The sequence below is a fragment of the Pantoea sp. WEP genome, from assembly GCF_041678305.1.
Taxonomy (GTDB): domain Bacteria; phylum Pseudomonadota; class Gammaproteobacteria; order Enterobacterales; family Enterobacteriaceae; genus Pantoea; species Pantoea dispersa.
The window spans coordinates 716,904-740,561 of the sequence record NZ_JBGNXB010000001.1; the positions used below are offsets into that span (position 1 = coordinate 716,904).

Consider the following 23,658-nt stretch of genomic DNA (forward strand, 5'->3'; position numbering starts at 1 on the left):
TCGCCGTATGTCACCGCAGACCAATCGTTATGGACAACCCATCGGCCCGGCGCTGGAGGCGTGGCAGCCGCGCCCGCTGCCGCAGGGGCAGATTTTCACCGGACAATATTGCCGGCTGGAGCCGCTGGATGCCGCACGTCACGGTCGCGAGCTGTATGCGGCTTATGCGCTGGCGGAAGATGACCGCGACTGGACCTGGCTGCCGGTCGGGCGCTTTGACGATGAAGCGTCTTATCTGGCGTTTGCGCAGCAGTGCCAGCAGAGTCCGGATTACCTGCACTTCGCGGTGATTGACCGGCAAAGCGGGCAGGCGGTCGGCTCGCTGGCGCTGATGCGCATTGAACCGCAGCACGGTGTGATGGAAGTCGGCTTTGTGGTGTTCTCTCCGCTGCTGAAGCAAACCCGCATGGCCACCGAAGCCCACTATCTGCTGATGCGTTACGCCTTCGAACAACTCGGCTATCGTCGCTACGAGTGGAAATGCGACAGCTGTAACCAGCCGTCGTACAACGCCGCACTGCGGCTGGGCTTCCGTTATGAAGGCACGTTTCGTCAGGTGGTGGTGTATAAAAATCGCAGCCGGGATACCGCCTGGTTCTCTATCATCGACAGCGAATGGCCGCAGGTGAAGCTGGGATTTGAGCGCTGGCTGGCGGCAGACAATTTCGACGCTCGCGGGCAACAACGCGCCAGGCTGGAGACATTACGTCAGGCCTGACGCGCGCGCCGGGCTGGCTGCCCGGCTAACCGGCAAAAATATATTTGGCGGCTGACAACACAAAGGCACTGGCCATCGCCATCATCAGCCGCCGATGCCAGAGATTATCGCGTTTGAGCTCATTGAAACCGAGCTGCATGCGATGGTCGAGATCCAGCAGACGCTCATCCACTTTTTCAAAGCGTTTATCAATTTGCCTGAATCGCTCATCGATTTGTTCAAAACGCTGATCGATTTTCCTGAATTGTTCATCGATTTGCTCAAAACGTTGAGCGATTGTCCTGAATTGCGCATCTACCTTTTCAAAGCGTTTATCGATTTCTCTGAATTGTGCATCTACTTTTTCAAAGCGTTGATCGATTAGCCTGAATTGCTCATCCACTTTTTTGAATCGTTGATCAATTTTCCGGAATTGCTCATCGACGTTATCAAACCGTAGCTCAATGGCTTTAAACGTATGGCGGACCTCATTTTCAAAATGCCTGAGGCTCTGTGCCAGTTTATCGACACGTTGCGCGGTGGCGTGATTTGCCCGCATCACGCCTTCCATGGCCTGCGAAAGGTGCGTTTTAGTCAGGCTGTTTTCCTGCTGCATTTCGGCAAAAATGTCGACCATCACTTCGGCCTGGTGATCGGCCACGCCCGCCTGCTGCAGCGCTTTGAATGCCTTATGGGTGTTCATCATCGTCGGTATCATCCCTGTTGCTCCTGGTCGCCTTTCCTGTTGCCTGCAAGGTTATCCAGGTGGTGATAGTTGCACCATGTGATGATGTGGATTTTGCGCGACGTCTCGAAAAATATCAATTCGTACAATGAGTAACGCTAAGCGGCAATAAAAAGGGCCTGCACGCTGGCAGGCCCTGGTCTGGCACGCATTTTTATCACTTTTCGGGCTGCGGAATTATTTTTATCTCCGCCATGCCGATACCGAGTTTGCGTGGATCCTGACCGGTGATGTTGCCGAGATTAGACAGCTGTGGTTCTGGCGGCGTGATGATCAGGTTGCGGCTGGCGCCGGGGTTGGTGAAATGCAGCGTTTGCGTGGAGAACGCGTCACCCAGATTGAGCTGCTGCACTTGATCGCCGACGCGCACCGGAATCGGTCGATGGGCGTTAGCCCCATAGGCGCGTGCGGTGATCACTACGTCAAAACGCGCCGGCAACGGATCGACATATTCAATGTTCACCTCCGGCGCGAGGTTGGCGTTCGACCAGCGTCCCCAGCTTTCCGGCCGTGAAATACCGCTAAAGCGCTTCACGCTGGCCGGCGCGCCCGGCACGGTCAGCAGGAAGCTGTCCGCCTGGTAGCGAATGGCATTATCCTCGATGCGCATTTGCTGTTCGTTGAGCTGATAGGTCGCCGCGCTGACTTTCACCTGCGGGAACTGCGCTTTGCCCTGCCACACCGGCTGGTCGATGCGCGTCACCGTGGGTTGTCCGCCGGTCTGGCCCATCGCCAGACAGAGATCGGTCGACAGCGCCAGCGCCGGCTGCCACAGCCGGCCCATTTTGAAGCAGCGATCGACCCAGACAAACTTATCGCTGGCGGCAAAATCGGCCAGCTGGAAGCGTAGCGGCGCGGCGTATTCGCCTTCCGGCAGCGGCTCTACCTGATGATCGGATACGCGGAACAGGATCGGCAGCCTGAACGTCGCGCCCGAGAAGCTAAAGGTATTTTTGGGCTGGTCGATGGTGAACGTCTTCATCTGGCTGGGGAAATTCCACAGCTGAATGATATCGGCTTTCCACGCCGTGACCTTCTTCGCCATGTCATCGAACTGGCTGGAGAGCGAGGCCGAAGACAGCCCGCTGCGGCCAAGGCCAATCGCGTTATCACCGCCGAGAATATCCAGCACCGTGGCGCCGTTATCCAGCGTGCTGCGCTTACCGTCCAGCACCTCGGCCTGCGGCTGATCGCCACGGATCACCATAAACAGATCGCGGCGCGGCTGCTTGATCAGATACTGATGCGCCGTGTTATTCATCGCCAGATGATCGGAACTCACCACAATCACGGTGTTTTTAAACCACGGCGAGGCTTTGATGCGGGCAATCAGGCGCGCCACGTGCTCCTGGGAACAGGCCACCGCGCTAAACGACTGGTTGGGTTTACCATCATAGCTGTAACTTTTGCGCTGACAGCTGCGCGAAATAAAGCCGTCCGGATGGTGGGTGTCCACGGTGAGCGTAAACAGCGCAAAGCGTTTCTGCTGACGCGACAGCTCCTCATACTTTTCAAACACTTCATCCATCACCGTATCGTCGTAAAAGCCCCAGTTGTTACGGTAACTGGGGTCGGCGACGCGGCTCTTCAGCTCCTGCGAGCCGTACATATTGGCGGCGTCAAAACCGTGTGACAGCAAAAAAGTGTCTTTACCGGCAAAGCGCAGGTCTGCGCCCTGAATAAACCAGTTCTCATAGCCGGAGTGTTTGAGGATATCGCCGAGGCAGATATTTTGCGGATAGAAGCTGGAAAGCGAAGCCGAGGCGTTGCCGTCGAACGGCGCAAACAGCGGAATTCCGCACTGCGACGCCACCATGCCGGCGATAGTGTAATCGGTGCCGGGCAGTTGCTCGGTGTTGCTGAAGTCAATGCTGTGATCTTTTTCGCGGCTCAGCTCCGGTGCCAGGCCAGGAAACGCCTGCTGATCGAAGTAGGTGCGCTCAAGGCTTTCGCCGTAGATATACACCAGGTTGAGCTTCGGCGCGTTAATCTGCTTGTTCGGCGTTTTGTAATAGGTTTCGAAATCCGAATCGGCCTGACGCGCGTGAGAAGCGATCAGCTCTTTTACCTGGCGAAATGCCGGCGTGGTTTGCACCGAGCCGGCAGCACAGGCGATCGCCAGCAGGCTCCAGCCGAGATGATGCGGACGTTTATGCCGGCGCAGCACCCAGGAGAGAAAACAAAACAGTAAAAACAGGCCGATGATCAAGCCAAGCGCCGGTACCACATATTTGCTCACGCCCGCGCCGGTCAGGCTGTTGGTCAGGGTATAGAGCACCGCATCGTTGATGCCATCGCCGGTAAAATAGTTGCTGGCATACAGCGTGGCGTTGAGCACGATGAACAGGGTGAGCAGCAGCAAGATCAGGATAAACCAGAATTTATTTCGCCCGGCTTTATACGAATAGACTGCGATCGCAGCCAAAAAGAGCACTATTGAAAGCAACTCCAACGGCAGATCCTCACATTAAGTAATAAGAACGCGTTACCTGCGTCTGCGGCCCTCTGCGGGGGTTTTGCGTCAATCTATATTGGCTGTCACAGGGCTGCAACACATCCAACCAGATTTGTGCGATGCATTGCGAATCGTTTAAGGCGGGTTTAGGCGGAGTCTGATTTAGTCTGGCAGCAACCGGCGCGCTGCTGCCAGCCAGGGCGGGCGCGGGTGTTACAGCTTACCGGTGAGATACTGCGCTTCGCCGTCGGCAAAGCTCCAGTCACCTTTGCTGTTGGTGATAAAACTGATCATCAGATCGTTGCCCTGCACGCCACAATTCTCCCGCAACTCGCGCGCTAACTCTGCCATGAAGTGCGTTTTCTGTTCTTCACTTCTTGGGCTGGTGTACACGCGCACCATCACCAGATTGTCGCTGCGCGTAAAGCCCAGCCCGGTATCCTGAAAGACCATCTGATAACGCTTGTTTTCATGAACAATCTGGTAACGATCGCGCGCCGGAACCTTAAATGCCGTGAGTACCGCGCGATGCGCGGCGTCGAGTAAGGTGCGAATCTCTGCTTCAGAACGGCCCTGAATTACATCAAAAGTCAGTAACGGCATCAATAAATCCTCGTTTTTGCCCACGCGGAAAGAGTAGGATGAAACGCTATGCTGCCGCTTGCTGCCGGAAAGAAAAAGCGCGCTGATTAAAATGATTATTTATTATTTTGAACAATTCTGATGAAAGAAATTAAAACCGATGCACTCTGGGTGCATTTGCACTGGCTGACGGTGCTGGCGGAACAGGGCAGTTTTACCCGCGCGGCTGAACGCCTGGATGTCAGTAAAGCGGCGATGAGCCAGAAAATCAAAGAACTGGAGCAGATGGCGGGCGTGGCGCTGGTGCAGCGCACCACGCGCAGCGTGCGGCTGACGTCGGCCGGTGAAAAGCTGGTGGACGACCTGCGCGAGCCGTTTGCGCGCATCGCGCAGAGCTTCTTTAGCGTGCGTGACGAAGCCGGGCCGGTGCGCGGTCTGGTGCGCATCAGCGCGCCGGTGGCGTTTGCCCGGCAGCAGCTGGTGCCGATTATCGGCGACTTTCTGCGCGACTACCCGCAGGTGCGGTTGCAGCTCAACGTCAGCGATCGGCTGGTGTCGCTGGGCAGCGAAGGATTTGATCTCGCCATTCGCCACAGCCAGCAGCTGCCGGAAACGCACGTCGCGCTGCCGCTGTGTGAAACGCGCACGCTGCTGGTGGCCGCGCCGGATTATCTGGCCCGTCACGGCACGCCAGATACGCCGCAGGCGCTGAAGCAGCATAACTGCCTCTATTATCCGCGCGGGCTGGAGTCGCCGCAGTGGCGCTTTCGTCTGCACAGCGATGACAGCGAAACGGTGCAGGTGAAGATTCAGGGTAATTTCGCCACTAATAACAGCGAGTCGATTCGTGACGCTGCGCTGCAGGGGCTGGGCATTGCTATGCTGCCGGACTTCAGCGCCAGCGCGGCGCTGGCCAGCGGCACGCTGCAGCAGGTGCTGCCGGAGTGGCAGGCGGTCGATGCCTTTGCCGACCGCCTGTGGGTGGTGCGGCCTTACGCAGCGCAGGTACCGCGTGCCGTCACCACCTTTATCCACTGGCTACGCACGCGCTTTGTTGATGGGTGAGGCCAGCGGCGCGCTGAGCGGTGCGCTGGGCTGCATCATCGCCCCCAGCAGGCTGCGGCGGTTATAGTTACCGAGACGCAGATTGAAGTCGAGATGTAGCTGCTCAATGCCGCTCAGCTTGATCACCGGCGGCGGCGTATGCGGGCGCTGATGAAATAGCACCGTGTGCGCAAAGGCGTCACTTTGCCAGTTGTTCAGCCGCTGATAGTAATACGCGTTGGCCTCACATTTACGCAGATACAGGTTCACGCGGCGATGTTCGCGCATCGCCGCCTGCTGCGCCAGCGAACCCAGCTGCTGTGCCGGCTCGGCGATTTTCTGCGTCAGCAGGGCAAAATCATCGCGCTTTGCCAGCTCATTAAAATAGTTGTGCGCCCCCAGATGCTTGATCGGCGCGTACTGTTTTTGCCACTCGCGAATAAAAGGATTATTGGGCGCAGCGGCGAGAAACCAGTTTTCAATCACCGGTGCCAGATAGTTGACGGTGGCAATTTCGCGGTAATAGCCAATCACATCCATGCGGCGTTCCTGATGCGCACGGTGCACCCAGCTCAGGTCTTCAAATAACAGCGTGCTGCAGTCAATCGCAATACCGCCGTAGCGTAATAATAATTCGAGGCGAATGACTTCACTTTTTTGCTGCTCGCTTAATTGTGTCGAGGTAAAAATAAAATCCGGCAGGACTTCTTTAAGCGTTAAACGGTTTAATACATACACCTGATGGTCGGGATTATCCTGACGCAGCTGCTGGATATTTAACGCCATCGATTTCGGTAAATATTCATTGTCCCAGTACATCCAGATTTTTTTGGGTATTTCCGGCAGCGCTTTCTCACCCGAAAGCAACACGATATTGTCCTCTTCGCTGGGATCATATTCCGGCGCGCAGAGCGCAGTATGCTGTTTTTTCTGCAGTAATGTCTGGACGGTGAAGGCGATTCTCTGCCAGTGTTGCCAGAGCGTAAGGGCTGGCTGGAGACGTTTTTTTGTCATGATGCACCTGATTATTGTGATTATGGGGAGCAAGGATTCCCTGATGCTGGCGGCTTGAGCGCGCTTATGTGTCCTGACGGCTGTGTGTAAAAAGACTACCCTTGCTTAATAATCGATCCGCAGCGGCAAGGCTACGAATTTTTTTCGCTTTCAGATTTACCGGAAACGCCGGGATCCGGGATGGCTAAAAAGAGGTATCAATAAAATGATGAGGTACGGCGTTTTTTATTTTTAACCGATTAAGATTATTCCTAATATAATAACCTCCTGCAGGCGCAGGCCGCGGCGCGGAATAAAAATGAGCGATCGGCGGTCCGTTAACCGCGCTGTATTTTCCTCTGGCCTCGCCGCTGCTTGCCCAACGCGGAAGCAGGTTAGCTACGCTTAGAGCAGGCAACGAAAAAAAGGAGGCACTATGCAGCCACACAAGCGTGGGTTACTGGCGGTTGATAAGCAGGGCAACCGCGTGCTGTTTCTCAATCCCGATAGCTTCGCCGTTGAGCAGGAGCTGAATGCCTTACCGCCGCGACCGCATGAGCTGCTGATGCTGCCCGCGCTGGAGAAGGCGTATGTGCCGATCTACGGTGATGGCGTCCACGGCGACAATCCGCATCCGGGGCACAAGGTGGCGATTATCGATTTGCGCCGGCGGCAGATTCGCGGTTTTATCGATTTGTCACCGCTCAAGGCGCCGCACAGCGGCCAGCTGGGACGCGATGGCAAAGTGTATCTGTGCTGTGAACACAGTGCCGCGGTGGCGGTGATCGATCCGCACAGCGACACGCTGGAGAAAACCATCCGGCTGCCGTCGCACAACGCGCACCGGCTGACGCTGTCGCCCAGCGGCCGCAAGCTGTTTACCGAAAACGAAGAGGACGCCAGCATCACGGTGGTGGATCTGTGCGAGGCGGAAGGGCGCATCATTGACAACATCCTGCTGCCGGGACCGATTGCCGGCATTGCCGCCTCGCCAAAGCACCCTTACCTGGTGGCCAGCGCGGCAGACGCGCCATTGCTGTATGTGGTGGATCGTCAGAGCCATCGTATCCGCCAGCGCATCACGCTGCCTGGCCATCAGCAGCCGTGCCAGGTGGTGCGCTTCAGCGCCAGCGGTGAGCGGCTGGTGGCGATTGGCGACGGGGAAGGAGTGGTGACGCTGTTTGACGACTTGCTTAATCCGTTGGGTGACGTTGCGGTCGGCAATCAGCCGATGGATGGCTGTTTTAGCGCCGATAACCGCAGCCTGCTGATCGCTAATCAGGGTGACGGTTCGCTTAGCCTGATCGATCTGACGCAGATGAAGGTCATCGCCACGCCGCAGGCTGGCACCGGCTGCGAAGTTCTGAGCTACTTTCAGCTGTCGTCCTGAGTACGACGGCCGCCATCAAATAAACGGCCGGTGATAAATCGCGCTGCTCCAGTGACGGCTGCTGGCGTGTTTTTCTGCCTGCCAGCCGCGCTTGCGCAGTTGGCGCGCAATCAGTTTGTTCATAATACCGTGGCCCACCAGCAGCACCGTGCCCTGTTGCGACAGGGCAATCAGTTTGTCTGCCGCCCGCTGCGCGCGCTGCCGGGCATGCTGCACTGATTCCACGCGCCCGGCGTAACCGCACAGCCATAGCAGGCGCAGCAGCGCCAGCCACAGCGTCAGCGGCAGATGCAGTCGCGCAAACGGCAGCTGCGGCATCGCCACTTCACTGAACACCTCATCCACGTCCTGCGCCTGCAGACCGAGCCGCGCCAGCGACGAACGCGCGCGCGGCAACGGGCTGCAGGCAATCACGCTGGCCATGCGCGCAATCGCCATACTGCGCGGCGGCGGCGCATCACAAATCACTGCCTGGTCGTAGCCTTCACACCAGTCCGCCAGCGCCCGCGCCGTAAAGCGCCCGCTTACCGGATGGTCTGGCTTGCCGTGTCGCATGAGGATAATGGTCATAATGCTCCTGAGTGAAGGTCATCCAGTCTACTGCAGGCGCGCAGGATTTCGCGCGGCCCGGGCGGTTTTAAGAATAATGCCCGGGTGTCATCAAAACTTAACTGAAATGTGCGAAAACGGCGCGGTGAAAGTTTGGTCGCCGTTTTTGCCAATGATAAGCAATAGTCGTTAATCACGCAGCGTGCGTGGATTTTTTAATGACGCTGGCTGTAATGTAATGTCATGAATTAACGCCGTTTTTATCTTTTTCTCCTGCACCATTGTGAAGATAAGTTAATTATTTTCCTGTTGATCACTTGATTTATCTACGCGCGTAGATAGACTGTCTTCACAGTGACAACTCACGGTGACAGAGACGAAGTTGGCCTTGAGATGACCCAGTTACATTTGCCGTGCTAATGCGATCGATGAAAAAAACATCGGCGAAATCAGGCAAATAGATGAATTCCAACACCAGGGAATTCTTTACTGACCTTTCATCCAGGTTTGCCTACTGAACGTCGCCACCGGGGAGTTCCGCTTGTTGCCAGGGAACCGACCCACGGATGGGCGTTTACTGTTTTCACCTCTTTCAGGGAAATGGTTATGACGGTACATCACTCCGTTACGCAACAAGGTTCACATGCTTCCGCCGCCGATGCGCGGCTGGAAACCACCTCCGGGCGCAAAGATTTCTGGCGCGCCACCTTCTCCTGCTGGCTGGGCACCGCGATGGAATACGCGGATTTCGCCCTGTATGGCCTCGCTGCCGGCATCATTTTTGGCGATGTGTTCTTCCCCGAAGCCACCCCGGCGATGGCGCTGCTCTCCAGCTTTGCCACCTGGTCGGTCGGCTTTATTGCACGCCCGATCGGGGCGCTGCTGTTTGGCTGGATTGGCGATCGCAAGGGCCGCAAGGTGGTGATGATCAGCACCATCATTCTGATGGGCGCTTCGACCACGCTGATCGGCCTGATTCCTTCCTATGCAACGATTGGCCTGTGGGCGCCGGCCTGCCTGGTGCTGCTGCGTTTCACGCAGGGGCTGGGCGCCGGCGCTGAGCTCTCGGGCGGCACGGTGATGCTGGGTGAATACGCGCCGGTTGAGCGCCGTGGCCTGGTGTCGTCGGTGATTGCGCTTGGTTCCAACAGCGGCACGCTGATTGCGTCGCTGGTGTGGCTGGCGGTGATTCAGATGGATAAAGCCACGCTGCTCGACTGGGGCTGGCGAATTCCGTTCCTCAGCAGCGTGCTGATTGCTGCGGTCGCGCTGTGGATTCGCCGTCATCTGCGTGAAACGCCGGTGTTTGAGCGTCAGCAGGCGGAACTGCAGGCGCAGCGCCATGAAACGCTGGCGCAAAGCGCGACGCAACCCGACAGCCGCAGCTTCTGGCAGCGCAGCCGCGCCTTCTGGACCATGGTGGGCCTGCGCATCGGTGAGAACGGCCCGTCCTATCTGGCACAGGGCTTTATCGTCGGCTACGTCGCCAAAGTGCTGATGCTGGACAAATCGGTGCCGACCACCGCGGTGTTCATCGCCTCGCTGCTCGGTTTCCTGATCATCCCGTTTGCCGGCTGGCTGTCAGACCGCTTTGGCCGACGCATCACCTATCGCGGCTTCTGCCTGTTACTGATGGTTTACGCCTGGCCCGCCTTTAGCCTGATGGACAGCCGCGAGCCGGCCATCGTGATTCCGGTGATTGTAGTGGGCATGGCGCTGGCGTCGCTGGGCATCTTTGGCGTGCAGGCGGCGTGGGGCGTGGAGATGTTTGGCGTTAAACACCGTTACACCAAAATGGCGGTTGCCAAAGAGCTGGGGTCTATCCTTTCAGGAGGCACCGCACCGCTGGTGGCGGCGGCGCTGCTGTCGTTTACCGGCCACTGGTTGCCAATTGCCGTGTACTTCTCGGCCATGGCGACCATCGGTTTCCTCACCACCTTTGTGGCACCGGAAACGCGCGGACGCGATCTGAATCTGCCGGAGGATGCTATCTGACGCGCAGGATCGTGCAACATTCTTTGATTACGCTGGCCGGTATTTCCGGCCAGCGGCATTAACGCAGAGGCAATATTGGCGAAATCCCCAACCGGAAATGTGACACGCAGTGACGTCGCCAAAGCCGCCGGAACCTCGGTGGCGGTGGTCAGCTATGTGATCAACAACGGACCGCGTCCGGTGGCCGAAGCCACGCGTCAGCGCGTGCTGGCTGCCATCCAGCAAACCGGCTATCGCCCGAATGCGGTGGCGCGCGCACTGGCCTCCGGCAGTACCAAAACCTTTGGCCTGATCGTGCCAAATATCGCAAACCCGTTTGTCGCCTCAATGGCGCACGTGCTGCTGCAGGAGTCGCTGAACCACGGCCACGTGATGCTGCTGGGCGATGCCGGCGACGACCGCCAGCGCGAGCTGGAGCTGATTCAGGGTTTGCTGAATCGTCAGGTTGATGGCCTGTTTTACACCAGCGTCGATCGCCATCCCTATATTGATGTCATCCAGGCGAGCGGAACGCCGCTGGTGATGCTGGACCGCATCGAACCGCGCCCCGGCGTCAGCATGCTGTGCGTGAACGAACGTGAAGCGGCGCGCCAGGTCACGGCGCATCTGCTCAGCCACGGCTATCAGCAGGTCGGCATGATCAGCGGTCCGCGTGAGATGCTTAACGCGCAGGATCGTATTCAGGGCTGGCGCGACGCCATGGCGCAGCACGGGCTGACGATAGATGAAGCGCTGATTTTTCCGGCCGGCTATTCGCGCCAGGGCGGTTACGACGCCGGGCAGCGCATGATTGCCAGCGGCCGGGTGCCGCGCGCGCTGTTTACCAGTAACGAAGGGCAGGCGATTGGCTGTATCCGCGCGCTGTCCGAACATGGCCTGCGCGTGCCGCACGATGTCGCCCTGGTGTGTTTCAACGGTACCGAGCAGTCGGCCTTTCATGTGCCCACGCTCACCACCGTGCGCCAGCCGCTGCGCGAAATGGCACGCAGCGCCATCGCCATGCTGAAAAACGGTCATGGCGAGGCGCAGCTGGCCGAATTTCCTCACCATCTGGAGATCGGTGAGTCCTGTGGCTGCCAGCTATCTCAACAAAAATAAATATATAACATTATGAAAAGACTAATTATTGATTGTGATCCGGGGAATGGTATTGCTGGCGCTAACACCGATGACGGGCTGGCGCTGGCCTTAGCGCTGGCGTCACGCGCGCTGGCCGTTGAGCTGATCACCACCGTGAGCGGCAACACACCGAGCGCGGTGGGAGCGCGGGTGGCTAAAGATCTGCTGCAGCGGCTCGGACTGAACATTCCGGTGGTGCAGGGCGCGCTGCAGGCGCTGCGCGAAGATCCGGCGCCGTGGCGCGCGCGGCTGGATAACGTCGCCGACCCGGCGCAGGGCGAACTGTGGCGCGGCGTGCGTCAGCCGCAGACGGTGTCAGCGGACGGCAACGATGCGGCGGGCGTGATGGGCCAGCTGATTTGTGACAATCCCGGCGAGTTTACGCTGGTGGCGATCGGCCCGCTGACCAACGTGGCGCAGGCGCTGCAGCGCTATCCGCAGATGGCGGATTCCGTAGCGGAGATCGTCATCATGGGCGGCGTATTTGCGCTGGATGACTACATCAAAGACACCAATTTTGGCCTCGATCCGGAAGCGGCGCATCAGGTGCTGCACAGCGGCGCCACCATCACGCTGGTGCCGATGGATGCCACCACGCAGACGCTGCTGACCCATCAGGATCTCACGCGCCTGACCGCCTGCGATCATCCACTGCCGCAGTTTGTGCGTGAAACGCTGCGACCGTGGATTGATTACTCCATCCGCACCCGCCATCTGCCGGGCTGCTGGATCCACGATGCGCTGGTCATTGCCTGGCTGCTCAACCAGCGCGTGGCGGACGGCGTGGATTATCACGTCGATATTGAGCTGCGTCCCGGTGCCACGCGCGGCAAGACCTGGCGCTATCGCACGCCGCTGCGGCTGGACGTCGGCGTGCCGGCGGACGCGGGCGCACTGGTGCATGTGATGCAGAACGTAAACAATCCGCTGCTGCTGGAAGTGATTGAGCAGACGTTCAACGGATTGAAGCGCTGAGATTTTGCCGCGGCGCGCGGTCTCCCGGCCGGAGTACCGTGCGCCGCTTTCCTGCCGACACGCTTCCTTACATCGCGAATCACTCGCTGACAATTCCCCGCCGCGCGGCGCCTTTCTGACATGCTATATACAAATGGTTAACACAATAATAACCAGTGCAACCATTCGCTGGATAACGTTCCAATAAAAATCTGGCCGCGAGCCGGAAGCAATCAGACAGGATACCCTTATGTTTAACTGGACTGCGACCCAGCGCAACGTGGCTTTCGCCAGTTTCGCCAGCTGGACGCTGGATGCGTTCGACTTCTTTATTCTGGTGTTTGTGCTCAGCGATCTTGCGCGCTACTTCAACACCAGCGTCTCCGATGTTTCCATTGCCATTATGCTGACGCTGGCCGTACGGCCGGTAGGCGCATTGATCTTTGGCCGGCTGGCGGAAAAATATGGCCGCCGGCCGATCCTGATGCTCAACATCGTGCTGTTTTCGCTGTTTGAGTTGCTGTCGGCATGGTCACCCAGCTTTGCTGCCTTCCTGACCTTCCGCGTAATTTACGGCGTGGCGATGGGCGGCATCTGGGGCGTGGCGTCTTCGCTGGCGATGGAAACCATTCCCGACCGTTCGCGCGGCCTGATGTCCGGCATCTTCCAGGCTGGTTATCCGTGCGGCTATCTGCTGGCGTCGATAGTGTTTGGCCTGTTCTTCGAACAGGTGGGCTGGCGCGGCATGTTCCTGATTGGCGCGCTGCCGATTCTGCTGCTGCCGTTTATCTATTTTAAAGTGCCGGAATCGCCGGTATGGCTGGCGGCACGCGAGCGTAAAGAAAATCACGCGCTGCTGCCCATCATCCGCCAGCACTGGAAAATCTGTATTTACATGGTGCTGCTGATGGCCTGTTTTAACTTCTTCAGCCACGGCACGCAGGATCTCTACCCGACGTTCCTGAAAGTGCAGCATCAGTTTGACGCCCACACGGTGAGTATTATCGCCATCGGCTATAACATCGCGGCGATGCTCGGCGGCATTACGTTCGGCTCGCTGTCCGAGCGTATCGGGCGTAAAAAAGCCATCATGCTGGCGTCGTTTCTGGCGCTGCCGGTGCTGCCGCTGTGGGCGTTCTCCAGCGGTTCCTGGGCGATTGGTATCGGCGCGTTCCTGATGCAGTTTATGGTGCAGGGCGCATGGGGCGTGGTGCCGACCTACCTGACCGAGCTGGTGCCGGCCAATGCGCGTGCGGTACTGCCGGGCTTCGTTTACCAGCTGGGGAATTTAATTGCTTCGGTCAACGCCACGCTGCAGTCACGCATCGCCGAAGCCCACGGCGGTAACTACGGGCTGGGCATGGTGATTGTCGCCGGCACGGTGGCGGTACTAATTTGCGTGTTCGTGGCGTTTGGCCGCGAGACGCGCGGCATCGAAATATCCGGGGCGGTGGCGAAAGAGACGCGTTAACGCGCCTCGCAGACGTCAATCCATTTCGCCGCCGTGAGTTCAGCCATGCGCTGCGGCGAAATGCGCACCGCGCTGTGAATCGAACCGGCCGCAGGTAACACTTCATCGAAACTGCGCAGCGACACATCGCAATAGACGGTCAGCGGATTTTCCAGCCCGAACGGGCACACGCCGCCGACCGGATGGCCGGTCCAGTTCACCACTTCATCCACGCTCAGCATGCGCGCTTTTGCCCCGAGCGCTGCCTTCAGCTTGCGGTTATCCAGCCGGGCGTCGCCGCGTGTGACAATCAGCACCACGCTCTCTTTCACTTTCAGCGACAGGGTCTTGGCGATTTGCCCCGGCGCCACGCCATGTACGCGTGCGGCCAGTTCTACGGTGGCAGTGCTTTCCGGCATCTCGATGATGTCGATATCCGGTGCGTGTTCGGCAAAGAAGTGCCGTACCGACTCCAGGCTCATTTTTTTCTCCGGTAAAAACAGAGCGTAAAAGCTGCCATAAGGCGGGAAAGCTGTAAACGGGAGAAACGGAGAATCTGTAACAGAATACGCCGCGCTTACACGGCATTTAACGTGCAGTTACCGCAGCGTTCGACGTCCGGAATGCGATAGCGCTGGCAGCAGCTGCGGCGCTCCATCGCGCCGTTACGCGGGATCATGGTGCGATACAGCGGATTATCACTGCCGTCGGACAGGGATTTGCTGAAAAACAGCGCCTGTTCCAGTTGATGCCGGGTGGCCGCAGGCAGCTGCTGCTGCAGTTCGCCAAGGAACCAGTAAAACGAGAAGCCTAAGTTGTTCCAGATCAGCCGAGCGTTGATGTCACCGTGCTGCGCCATGCCGTTAACGGCGGGGATCAGGCCATGCTGAATCAGGCGTTCGATACGCTGCTGCGGAGTGAGATAGCGCGCATCCTCATCCTCCTGCACATCAATCCAGAAGGCGCAGGGATGGCCGTTTTCATGGAACTCAACGTGAATGCGCTGCGGCGAGCAGTCGAGCGCACGCGGCTCCTGCAGCAGCGCCAGCATTAATGGCGGCAGCAGCAGGCCAAAATACCACTGGGCCCACAGCGACTGCAGCGGTTTGGCTTCCTGCGGAACATCAGGATGGTGGCGATAGAGATAGTCACTGTAACGCTGCGTCAGGCGGCGATAGTGAAACGGCGTGGACCATTCGGCCAGCGTCAGGGTGCCTGCGGGGGCCGGCTGGCCCAGCTTCACGTTTTCCCGCATGTAGCTGCGCTGGTCGCACATCAGATCTTCCAGCGCGCTGGCTAAGCTGCGATCGCTCTGCATAAAGATCAGCGGATGCGCGCTAAAGCGATGATCCTGACGCGTGATGATGGCCATGCGGCTCCTGAGTGAAAACGGGAAGCGAAAAACAAATGATAATCGTTCCCGATTCACTGAGCAAGATGCCAGCAGCGCTCACTGCCTGGCCACCGCGCATTTTGCGTGAAATCCCCCGGAGCGGGCGCGGCGTTGTCGCCGCACCGCTTACACCATATCGCTGCTTACCGGCGCCAGTTTCGGTAAATCCTCCCACGCCAGAATGGTGTTACGTCCCTGATTCTTCGCCACATACAGCGCGCGGTCGGCGTTGGCCACCGCCTGGTCGAAGTCTTCTGCGAAAATCGGCGCGATACCGGCGCTGATGGTCACGTGGGTCGAAACTTTATCATTGAAGCGGTGGGGAATTTCCAGATCAACCACATACTGGCGGATGCGTTCGGCCAGCTTCATGGCAATCGAGGCATTAACGTTGGTCATCAGTACCAGAAACTCTTCGCCGCCGTAGCGCGTCACCACATCGCGCGAGCGCACCGCATCGCGAATGGCAACCGACACCCGCGCCAGCGCCTGATCGCCCATGGCATGACCGTAGTTATCGTTGTAGGCCTTGAAGTGATCAATATCCAGCAGCAGCACAAAGTGGCTGCCGGCATGATTTTCCATGATGGTATCCAGCCGGTTCTTCAGCCCGCGCCGGTTATACAGGCCGGTGAGCGGATCAAGCATGCTCAAATCGCTGAAACTTTGCTTCTCCTCATACAGCTGGCGCACCAGCCGCAGAGTGAAGGTGTCGAAGCGGCGGCGCATCAAATGGTGCAGCGAGAAGCCGATCAGCGGCAGCGTAATGGTGAACAGAATGGTCATTAAATGCTGACCATCGTCCAGTAACAGTACGGTTAATACCGGTGGCGTAATATGTAAACAGAACGCAAGCAAATAATCACTCAGGGCAATCGCGCTGATAAAAAATACGCTCAGCAGACTGATTATTAAAAAGCTACCGTCAAAATAAAACACCAGATGGTAACGATGATTGATATGCCAGGCCCACAGCGCGCCTAATAGCAATGCGACAGGATTTAATAACGGGAATTTTAGATTCGGCGCGATTAAACATAGCGCCAGCAGCGTGGTGCTAAAGCCCGCCACCAGTGTTACCGGCAGCGAATTGATGGGATTATCCGTGCCGAAAAACGGCAGCAGACAAAAAAGCGAAACGGCGACATTCAAAAACAAAAATAGCATCAGCGACAGCCGATACTTGCTGTGTTTCAACTCATCATAAGATTGTAATTTCATTATTATTACTCGTGACAGCCCTGAAATATCAAAGCGCTACCCGCAGGAAATAATCCCACAACGCGGATAGTGAGCACGTTTTTGCTGTGTTATCAAAATAGTTATCGGCGGCAATCTATCATTTTCCAGTAATTCTGTCATCCGGCGCGGGCAGGGCAAAAAATTCGCTGCAAGATGAGAAATATTGTCATATGATAATGGGAATATTTATCATTTGAAGGGTTGCGCGATGATCATGGCGATGATGGCCGCCTGCGGCTTGTGGGGCGTAAGCTGGGTGATGGGAAAACGTCTGGATAGCGGCTGGGGCGTATTGCTGCCCTGTGCGGCCATGCCGGTGTTTGCGCTGTGGGAGCCGAGTTTCAGCCAGTGGCGCTTAGTGATGATTGTCGCGCTGCTGCTTACCGTGGTGATGCTGTTCCACCATCGTCTGCGGCATTATCTGCTGCTGCCTTCCTGCCTGGCGCTGGCGGGCGGTCTGGCGGCTATCTCGGTGAATTTTCACGTCATTTAACGGCGAGCAGAAACGACAATATCACGCAAAGGCGTGATAGCAGCGATAACAATCAATGGGAATGTACTGCAGAAGAAGTGTGACAACGTTGGTGCGAAGAGAGGGACTTGAACCCTCACGTCCGTAAGAACACTAACACCTGAAGCTAGCGCGTCTACCAATTCCGCCACCTTCGCATCGTAGTTGTCTGTTTATATCACCGCATGGTGCGAAGAGAGGGACTTGAACCCTCACGTCCGTAAGAACACTAACACCTGAAGCTAGCGCGTCTACCAATTCCGCCACCTTCGCGCAGTGCACGCGATATAAACTCTGTGATTATTGGTGCGAAGAGAGGGACTTGAACCCTCACGTCCGTAAGGACACTAACACCTGAAGCTAGCGCGTCTACCAATTCCGCCACCTTCGCCTGCCTGCAATACATTACAGTATTGCTAACCACGGAGGCGCATTTTAGAGATTTTACTCATTGCGTCAACACATATTTTGCGACGGTGAAACGACTGCTGCAAAAAGCAACGTTTTCCCCGTCGCATCGCGGATTTTACTACGCTTAGCGCGCTTTCGCGCCGCGGCCATATACGGCGCGATACACTTTGAAGCGGCCGGTCTGCGCCAGCACTTCATGGTTACCGAAGGTTTCATCCAGCACCTGCGGATAAGGCAGGAAGGCGTTGGCCACGATGCGCAGCTCGCCGCCGCTGTTAAGATGTTTCACCGCACCGCGAATCAGCGTGTGGGCGGCATCAAGGCTGGTTTGCAGACCATCATGGAACGGCGGGTTAGAGATGATCAGATCAAAACGGCCGCTGACGTCCGAGAACACGTTACTGGCAAACACTTCGCCTTCCAGACCGTTAGCGGCCAGCGTGGCTTTACTCGCCTCGATGGCGGCGGCGTGCACATCGCACAGCCACAGCCGGACTTTCGGCGAATGCTGCGCCAGCGCGGCGGCTAATACGCCACTGCCACAGCCGATATCCAGCACTTTGCCTTTGGTATGCGGCGTAAGAGTGGAAAGCAGCAGATCGCTGCCGATATCCAGCCCGTCGCGGCTGAACACGCCCGGCAGGGTATGAATGGTGAGATCGTCCAGCTGATAGCGATTGCCGAACGCGCTGGCGTCAAAACTGGCCTGCTGCGTCAGCTGGCCGTGATACAGCCCGCAGCGGCGCGCGCTGTCGATCTTCTCCAGCGTGGCCCAGCTCTCCAGCATGCCTTCGGCGCTGCGCACGCCGCTGCGGTTTTCACCGACGACAAAAATATCGCAGCCCAGCGGCAGCAGCGACAGCAGGTTTTGCAGCTGGAACTGCGCTTCCGGTTTGTTCTTCGGCCAGAAATAGACCAGCGTGTCGCAACCGGCTACGTCGGCCGCACCGGCCACCAGCCCGTACACTGCCCGTTCACCGAGGCGGCGGCTGAGGTTCTGCCAGTGATGGTACTGCTGAGTGTGCACGCGGCTCGACGCGGTCTCCAGCTGGGCGGGCAGGTCATCCTGCAGGTCGCCGGCGAACAGTACGTGGCGGGCGGTAAATTCATCACTGTGGCGCAGAATCACTTCGCTGGCCGGGGTAAAAGCAGACATGGAACGCTCCTGTTAAATCAGAGCGGCGATTATAGTGCTTTGTTGGCGCATGTTCGATGGGTTTGCTAGCATAGCGTCGCATTCTGGCAGGATTACAGGTAACAGCATGAGCACAAGGCGCGACTGGCTTCTACAGCAAATGGGGATTACGCAGTATCAGCTGCGACGTCCGCGCGTGCTGCAAGGTGAAATTGCCGTCACGCTAACGCCGGACACGCGGCTGGTGCTGGTCGCTGAGCAGGCGCCGGATCTGCAGGAGCCGCTGGTGCGCGACGTACTGCGGACGCTGAGCATTCAGCCGGGGCAGGTAATGACGCTGACGCCAGAACAGCTGCCGATGCTGCCGGAGCAGGTCGACTGTGCTGGCTGGCTGCTGGGTGTGACCAGCGATCATCCTTTTAACGGCATCACGTTCACCAGCGCCGTTTTCAATGAATTAATCAGCAGCGGCGCGGCCAAACGCGCGCTGTGGCAACAGATGTGTAACCATGACAGCCATCTCTTTCATCACCCCTGATTTACAGCCGCGGCTGCTGGAAATCGAGCGCCGCGCGCATGCGTTTCCGTGGAGCGAGCAGACCTTTGCCAGTAATCAGGGCGAACGTTACGTCAATCTTTGCCTGCACGCGGACGGCCAGCTGGCCGGCTTCGCCATCACCCAGGTGGTGCTGGATGAAGCATCGCTGTTCAACATCGCGGTCGATCCCGCGTTCCAGCGCCGCGGCTATGCGCGTCAGCTGCTACAGCAGCTGATTGCCGAACTGGAGCAGCGTGCGGTGATGACGCTGTGGCTGGAGGTACGCGCCTCCAATCAGCCCGCCATTGCGCTGTATCAGCAGCTGGATTTTCATCAGGTCAGCGTGCGGCCAAACTACTATCCCACCGCCAGCGGGCGCGAGGATGCCATCATCATGGCGCTCACGCTCTGACGTTATTCAAAAGGGGCACTATGTTAAACGACTGGGACTGCATCCTGTTCGATGCGGATGACACACTTTTCCACTTTGACGCCTTCGCCGGCCTGCAGCGCATGTTTGCCAGCTACGACGTGCACTTCAGCGATCAGGATTACGCTGATTATCAGGCCGTCAACAAACCGCTGTGGGTCGATTACCAGAACGGCACCATTTCAGCGTTACAGCTCCAGACGCGCCGCTTCACGCTGTGGGGCGAAAAACTGCGCGTGGCGCCGGAAGTGCTTAACAGCGACTTTCTTAATGCGATGGCCGAGATCTGCCTGCCGCTGGATGGCGCAGCCCGCCTGCTGGATACGCTCAAGGGCAAGGTAAAAATCGCCATCATCACCAACGGTTTTACGGCGCTGCAGCAGGCGCGCCTTGAACGCACCGGCTTCCGTGACTACTTTGACGCGCTGGTGATCTCCGAACAGGTGGGCGTACCCAAGCCGGACGCGGCGATTTTTGACCATACGCTGCAGCTGCTGGGCAATCCCGATCGCCGCCGGGTATTAATGGTCGGCGACACGCCGGAATCGGATATTCTTGGTGGTATGAATGCCGGTGTGAAAACCTGCTGGATCGATCACGGCACGCGTCCGCTGCCGGCGCACATCACGCCCACCTGGCAGGTGAAAACCTTGCCTGAGCTGCAATCTATTCTCACTGCTTAACAATCCCGACACCCGCTATTTTAGCGAATTAAACCAGCCTGGTTCGCCTGGCTGGTTTTTTTAACTGCCAGTTTGCCTTTATCACCCCTTTTTTACCGCCTGCCTGGGTTTTATCGCGCGCAGACAAAATGCATGCCGCTCAGCGCCATTTTTTTTATGACAATTTTTAATGATCGCGCGAGCAAAATTTCATCTTTCATTTACAATCTTTCACATTTTTAATGGATTGCTAAGAATAGTCTTAGGTTTACGGGCAATAGTGACGCAAATTTGCATTAAAAATATTTGTTAACCTTTACTGAACTAATTTCCTCTGCTAGCGGCGCGTTGAAATTTTGTCAGGCTTCTGTAAACTTCCGTCAGACATTAACAAATGGATTGTGATTGCATGCTCACGGGCAGGTTTTACCTGGCTCGTGCGGTAGCTATGATGTTTCCAGTCTTTTATATGTTGTTGATATATCTCAATAAATAGCACTGCTATCAGCGAATGCCGTAAGTTGTTGCTGTTATCCTCTTAATCGTTACCGATTAACCAGATTCATTAAACGTGATAGTTTTTATACCAGGGATGGCATAAGAGAAACCGAGGTTTGGCTGTAGCCGACCCCTTCGCTTAGCAAAAATTGATCATGTTGCTGATCGTTTGTGAAACGATCAGAATTCTTCCGACATCATCCCTGTCACTAATGTTGCATTTTTAATACTTAATTCAGACTGATCAATTTTTGCCTCGCTGGCGCGATGCGTTAGCCACACTCATTAAAGGGTCAACTTTTCAACTGGTACTGAATCGACGTCGGCTCCCGCCGTGCGCACGGTTCATTTTGCTCTTAACCGGCCTCTGGCCACTTTTTAGGCGTTAATGGAACTAAACATGAAGAAAATGGTGAATCTCCGTATGGCGTTGGGCCTGATGTTTGTTTTCGCAGTGGCTGGCTGTAAAGCACCGCCAAAGATGACAGACGACACGATTGTCAGCAGCACCGTTGACGGCGTCACGCTGTCGCACCGTTATGCCGTCCAGCCGCCGGCACAGTTCAGCCCGGTGAACGAGGCTTATCGCGCGCTCTATCCGGCTTCGATCATGACCCGCCCGAGCTTCGGCGGCAAAGTGGTGGATACGCTGAAAAGCGGTGAAACCTACACCGTGATTGGCCAGGTTGAAAACAACTGGCTGGCACTTGGCGAGTCGGCGCAGGCCGCAGACGAAGCGCAGCCTGAGACTGCAACGGCCGATGACAAAAAAGCGCAGCAGCCGGCGGCTCAGCCTGCGGTGCAGCTGATCGGTTATGTCCCGTTCCGCGCGGTGGTGAAAAGTGCGCTGTATGAGCAGACCATCAAAGCGGATCAGCCGAAGCGTCGCGCCCGCGCCAGCAGCAAGAAAAAGACCTGCGTCGCGGTGGATGGCGACAGCAAAGCGTGCCAGAACAGCAACAGCGGCACCTGGATCATCAACTAACACGGTAAGCAGGGAGGGCTGAATGATGACGATGATTTCTCTCCGCCGCGCCGGATTACTGCTGCTGGCTTGCCTGCTGGCCGCCTGCAGCAGCAACAGTCCGGCGCCGGTTGCACGCTACAATCTCGACTTTCAGGCGCATCCGCAGATCAACGCGGGTGCGCCGCTCAAAGTTCGGGTGATGTTGCTGACCTCCGATGCGGAATTCATGTCCGCTGATTTCTACTCCCTGCAGAACCAGCCCGCCACCGCGTTGGGCAGCACGCTGCTCAACAATCAGCAGTTCTTCCTGATGTCAGGTCAGCTGAGTAAAACCCTCAGCGCGAAAAGCCTGCCGGAAGCGCGCTTCATCGGCATCATGGCCGAGTATCAGGCGCTGGACGGTAAAGTCTGGCGTCTCGCGCTGCCCTTCCCGGATGGCGACGACAGCGCATTCTGGCAGTTCTGGAAAAATAACGATGGTGAGTTGAATGCCCGCGTCGTGGCGGATATCAACGGCCTGCGCGTGGTTAAGCAGTAAGGATGCCTATGAACCGAGCCGAAAAGGTTGTCTGGACCGAGGGGATGTTCCTGCGCCCTCACCATTTCCAGCAGTCGGAAAATTTTCTACACAGCACCCTGCGCGAGTGGGGGCAGTCGCAGCGCGCCTACACCTGGGGTTTTTTTGATCTCGAATTTGATGAAGCGCTGTTGCGCCAGGGAAAACTGGCGCTGAGTGCCGCCAGCGGATGTCTGCCTGACGGCACCTTCTTCTCTTTCAGCCAGCCACAGCACGGTCCGGCTCCGCTGGATCTGCCGGCGAATGTCGATCGCAGCAAAGTGGTACTGGCGATCCCGGCCCGGCGCAACGGGCGCGAAGCGGTGGCGTTTCAGGAGACGCAGGATTCACTGGCGCGCTATCTGGCGTGGGAAGCCGAAGTCGAAGATGACAACGCTCAGGCGGTCGGCTCTGCCACCGTTCAGTTCGGCAAACTGCGCCTGCGCCTGATGCTGGAACAGGATCTCACCGCGGAGTGGACGGCGATGGGCGTGGCGCAGGTGATTGAAAAACGCAGCGATAACCACGTGCGCCTCGATACCGATTACATTCCGCCGATGCTGACGCTCAACGCCAGCCGGCCGCTGCAAAGCATGCTCAATGACCTGCACGGCCTGATTCAGCAGCGCAGCCAGCAGCTGAGCCAGCGCACGCCGGGTACCGGCCGTTTTAACAGTGCCGACATGGTCGATTTTATGCTGCTGACCTTGCTCAACCGTCAGCTTGGCCTGCACGCGCACTTACAGCATCTGCCGCTGCTGCACCCGGAAACGCTCTACAGTCACTGGCTGCAGCTGGCCGCTGAATTGAGCAGCTGGATGCCGGCGCGCACCCCGGACGCGCTGCCGCTGTATGACCATGACGATCTGTACAGCTGTTTTGCCCGCTTAACGCTGCTGCTGCGCCAGGGACTGTCGCAGGTGATGGAAGAGAGCGCCATCCAGCTGCCGCTGACGCAGCGCTCGCACGGCCTCAACGTGGCCACGGTGCCGGAAAGCAGCATGGTGCGCGAGTTCGGCTTTGTGCTGGCGGTCAAAGCCAGCGTGCCGGCCGAGGCGCTGAAAACCCACTTCCCGGCGCAGATGAAAGTCGCGCCCGTCACCAAAATCCGCGATCTGGTGCAGCTGCAGCTGCCGGGACTGGCGCTGAAAGCCATGCCGGGCGCGCCGCCGCAAATTCCGTGGCATGCCGGCTACAGCTATTTTGAGCTCGATAAGAACAGCGAGCTGTGGCAGGAGATGGAGCGCTCAGGTGCCTTTGCGCTGCATCTGGCCGGTGAGTTTCCGGGCCTGAACATGGAGTTCTGGGCCATTCGTAGTCAGTCAGAATAATCAAAACTGAG

Annotated in this window: 23 protein-coding genes and 3 tRNA genes; 14 read left to right on the forward strand and 12 right to left on the reverse strand. The window is 57.5% G+C overall.

Annotated features, from left to right (window positions below; genetic code table 11):
- Positions 1–7: 7 nt before the first annotated feature.
- Complete coding sequence (locus tag ABVR31_RS03350; protein WP_088516717.1) at positions 8–718, forward strand: GNAT family N-acetyltransferase; 711 nt, start codon at positions 8–10, stop codon at positions 716–718.
- 25 nt (positions 719–743) lie between these two features.
- Here the strand turns inward: ABVR31_RS03350 and ABVR31_RS03355 are convergent, their stop codons facing one another.
- From ABVR31_RS03355 to ABVR31_RS03365, 3 genes are all read right to left on the reverse strand, one after another.
- Positions 744–1,415, reverse strand: a complete 672-nt coding sequence (locus ABVR31_RS03355) for a hypothetical protein (protein ID WP_088516716.1) — start codon at positions 1,413–1,415, stop codon at positions 744–746.
- Between the two features lie 184 nt (positions 1,416–1,599).
- Positions 1,600–3,900 carry a phosphatidylglycerol--membrane-oligosaccharide glycerophosphotransferase gene (opgB, locus tag ABVR31_RS03360; RefSeq protein ID WP_371221689.1) on the reverse strand — a complete coding sequence of 767 codons (2,301 nt, stop codon included), beginning with the start codon at positions 3,898–3,900 and terminating at the stop codon, positions 1,600–1,602.
- Positions 3,901–4,110: 210 nt separating this feature from the next.
- Complete coding sequence (locus tag ABVR31_RS03365) at positions 4,111–4,500, reverse strand: tautomerase family protein (protein ID WP_058757180.1); 390 nt, start codon at positions 4,498–4,500, stop codon at positions 4,111–4,113.
- A gap of 120 nt (positions 4,501–4,620) precedes the next feature.
- On the opposite strand from ABVR31_RS03365, the gene ABVR31_RS03370 reads away from it, so the two are divergent.
- Entirely contained in the window at positions 4,621–5,544 is a 924-nt protein-coding gene (locus ABVR31_RS03370; protein ID WP_371221566.1) for a LysR family transcriptional regulator, read from the forward strand.
- Here ABVR31_RS03370 and ABVR31_RS03375 read toward each other — a convergent pair.
- Positions 5,518–6,537: a glycosyltransferase family 32 protein gene (locus ABVR31_RS03375; RefSeq protein ID WP_371221565.1), complete on the reverse strand. Its 1,020-nt coding sequence runs from the start codon at positions 6,535–6,537 to the stop codon at positions 5,518–5,520. The genes ABVR31_RS03370 and ABVR31_RS03375 overlap by 27 nt on opposite strands.
- A 415-nt stretch (positions 6,538–6,952) precedes the next feature.
- On the opposite strand from ABVR31_RS03375, the gene ABVR31_RS03380 reads away from it, so the two are divergent.
- A complete protein-coding gene (locus ABVR31_RS03380) occupies positions 6,953–7,906 on the forward strand; it encodes a YncE family protein (RefSeq protein ID WP_021506763.1) in 954 nt (317 codons plus the stop codon).
- Between the two features lie 15 nt (positions 7,907–7,921).
- Here ABVR31_RS03380 and ABVR31_RS03385 read toward each other — a convergent pair whose 3' ends face one another.
- On the reverse strand, positions 7,922–8,476 hold the full coding sequence (locus ABVR31_RS03385) for a histidine phosphatase family protein (RefSeq protein ID WP_152390455.1): 555 nt from the start codon (positions 8,474–8,476) through the stop codon (positions 7,922–7,924).
- 585 nt (positions 8,477–9,061) lie between these two features.
- Between ABVR31_RS03385 and ABVR31_RS03390 the strand changes: the two genes are divergently transcribed.
- From ABVR31_RS03390 to ABVR31_RS03405, 4 genes are all read left to right on the forward strand, one after another.
- A complete protein-coding gene (locus ABVR31_RS03390; RefSeq protein WP_372771819.1) occupies positions 9,062–10,450 on the forward strand; it encodes an MFS transporter in 1,389 nt (462 codons plus the stop codon).
- Positions 10,451–10,525: 75 nt separating this feature from the next.
- Positions 10,526–11,548: a LacI family DNA-binding transcriptional regulator gene (locus ABVR31_RS03395; RefSeq protein WP_372771820.1), complete on the forward strand. Its 1,023-nt coding sequence runs from the start codon at positions 10,526–10,528 to the stop codon at positions 11,546–11,548.
- A 12-nt stretch (positions 11,549–11,560) separates the two neighbouring features.
- The gene (locus ABVR31_RS03400; protein WP_372771821.1) at positions 11,561–12,544 is read left to right on the forward strand and encodes a nucleoside hydrolase; all 984 of its coding nucleotides are present in this window, start codon (positions 11,561–11,563) and stop codon (positions 12,542–12,544) included.
- Between the two features lie 229 nt (positions 12,545–12,773).
- Positions 12,774–13,994 carry an MFS transporter gene (locus ABVR31_RS03405; RefSeq protein WP_372771822.1) on the forward strand — a complete coding sequence of 407 codons (1,221 nt, stop codon included), beginning with the start codon at positions 12,774–12,776 and terminating at the stop codon, positions 13,992–13,994.
- Here ABVR31_RS03405 and ABVR31_RS03410 read toward each other — a convergent pair.
- From ABVR31_RS03410 to ABVR31_RS03420, 3 genes are all read right to left on the reverse strand, one after another.
- On the reverse strand, positions 13,991–14,455 hold the full coding sequence (locus ABVR31_RS03410) for a YbaK/EbsC family protein (RefSeq protein WP_021506770.1): 465 nt from the start codon (positions 14,453–14,455) through the stop codon (positions 13,991–13,993). The two genes, ABVR31_RS03405 and ABVR31_RS03410, sit on opposite strands and share 4 nt — an antisense overlap.
- Positions 14,456–14,550: 95 nt before the next feature.
- On the reverse strand, positions 14,551–15,345 hold the full coding sequence (fhuF, locus tag ABVR31_RS03415; protein WP_104093732.1) for a siderophore-iron reductase FhuF: 795 nt from the start codon (positions 15,343–15,345) through the stop codon (positions 14,551–14,553).
- 147 nt (positions 15,346–15,492) lie between these two features.
- The gene (locus tag ABVR31_RS03420; RefSeq protein ID WP_058757171.1) at positions 15,493–16,587 is read right to left on the reverse strand and encodes a diguanylate cyclase; all 1,095 of its coding nucleotides are present in this window, start codon (positions 16,585–16,587) and stop codon (positions 15,493–15,495) included.
- Positions 16,588–16,816: 229 nt separating this feature from the next.
- Here ABVR31_RS03420 and ABVR31_RS03425 point away from each other — a divergent pair, with 229 nt between their 5' ends.
- Complete coding sequence (locus ABVR31_RS03425) at positions 16,817–17,101, forward strand: DUF1435 domain-containing protein (protein ID WP_058757170.1); 285 nt, start codon at positions 16,817–16,819, stop codon at positions 17,099–17,101.
- An 89-nt stretch (positions 17,102–17,190) separates the two neighbouring features.
- Here the strand turns inward: ABVR31_RS03425 and ABVR31_RS03430 are convergent.
- From ABVR31_RS03430 to rsmC, 4 genes are all read right to left on the reverse strand, one after another.
- Positions 17,191–17,277, reverse strand: a tRNA-Leu gene (locus ABVR31_RS03430).
- 28 nt (positions 17,278–17,305) lie between these two features.
- Positions 17,306–17,392, reverse strand: a tRNA-Leu gene (locus ABVR31_RS03435).
- A gap of 31 nt (positions 17,393–17,423) precedes the next feature.
- Positions 17,424–17,510: transfer RNA gene (locus ABVR31_RS03440), tRNA-Leu, on the reverse strand.
- A 144-nt stretch (positions 17,511–17,654) separates the two neighbouring features.
- A complete protein-coding gene (gene rsmC, locus ABVR31_RS03445) occupies positions 17,655–18,686 on the reverse strand; it encodes a 16S rRNA (guanine(1207)-N(2))-methyltransferase RsmC (protein WP_058776440.1) in 1,032 nt (343 codons plus the stop codon).
- Between the two features lie 106 nt (positions 18,687–18,792).
- Between rsmC and ABVR31_RS03450 the strand changes: the two genes are divergently transcribed.
- The 6 genes from ABVR31_RS03450 to tssK all read left to right on the forward strand — a co-directional run bounded on the left by ABVR31_RS03450 (position 18,793) and on the right by tssK (position 23,647).
- Entirely contained in the window at positions 18,793–19,203 is a 411-nt protein-coding gene (locus ABVR31_RS03450; protein WP_031279565.1) for a DNA polymerase III subunit psi, read from the forward strand.
- Positions 19,175–19,615 carry a ribosomal protein S18-alanine N-acetyltransferase gene (gene rimI / locus ABVR31_RS03455; protein WP_058776442.1) on the forward strand — a complete coding sequence of 147 codons (441 nt, stop codon included), beginning with the start codon at positions 19,175–19,177 and terminating at the stop codon, positions 19,613–19,615. The genes ABVR31_RS03450 and rimI overlap by 29 nt, the downstream gene beginning before the upstream one ends.
- Before the next feature lie 20 nt (positions 19,616–19,635).
- Positions 19,636–20,316 carry a pyrimidine 5'-nucleotidase gene (gene yjjG, locus ABVR31_RS03460; protein WP_021506777.1) on the forward strand — a complete coding sequence of 227 codons (681 nt, stop codon included), beginning with the start codon at positions 19,636–19,638 and terminating at the stop codon, positions 20,314–20,316.
- 865 nt (positions 20,317–21,181) lie between these two features.
- On the forward strand, positions 21,182–21,778 hold the full coding sequence (locus tag ABVR31_RS03465; RefSeq protein WP_088516709.1) for an SH3 domain-containing protein: 597 nt from the start codon (positions 21,182–21,184) through the stop codon (positions 21,776–21,778).
- A gap of 22 nt (positions 21,779–21,800) precedes the next feature.
- The gene (gene tssJ / locus ABVR31_RS03470; protein ID WP_021506780.1) at positions 21,801–22,298 is read left to right on the forward strand and encodes a type VI secretion system lipoprotein TssJ; all 498 of its coding nucleotides are present in this window, start codon (positions 21,801–21,803) and stop codon (positions 22,296–22,298) included.
- An 8-nt stretch (positions 22,299–22,306) separates the two neighbouring features.
- Complete coding sequence (gene tssK / locus ABVR31_RS03475) at positions 22,307–23,647, forward strand: type VI secretion system baseplate subunit TssK (RefSeq protein WP_372771823.1); 1,341 nt, start codon at positions 22,307–22,309, stop codon at positions 23,645–23,647.
- Positions 23,648–23,658: the final 11 nt, after the last annotated feature.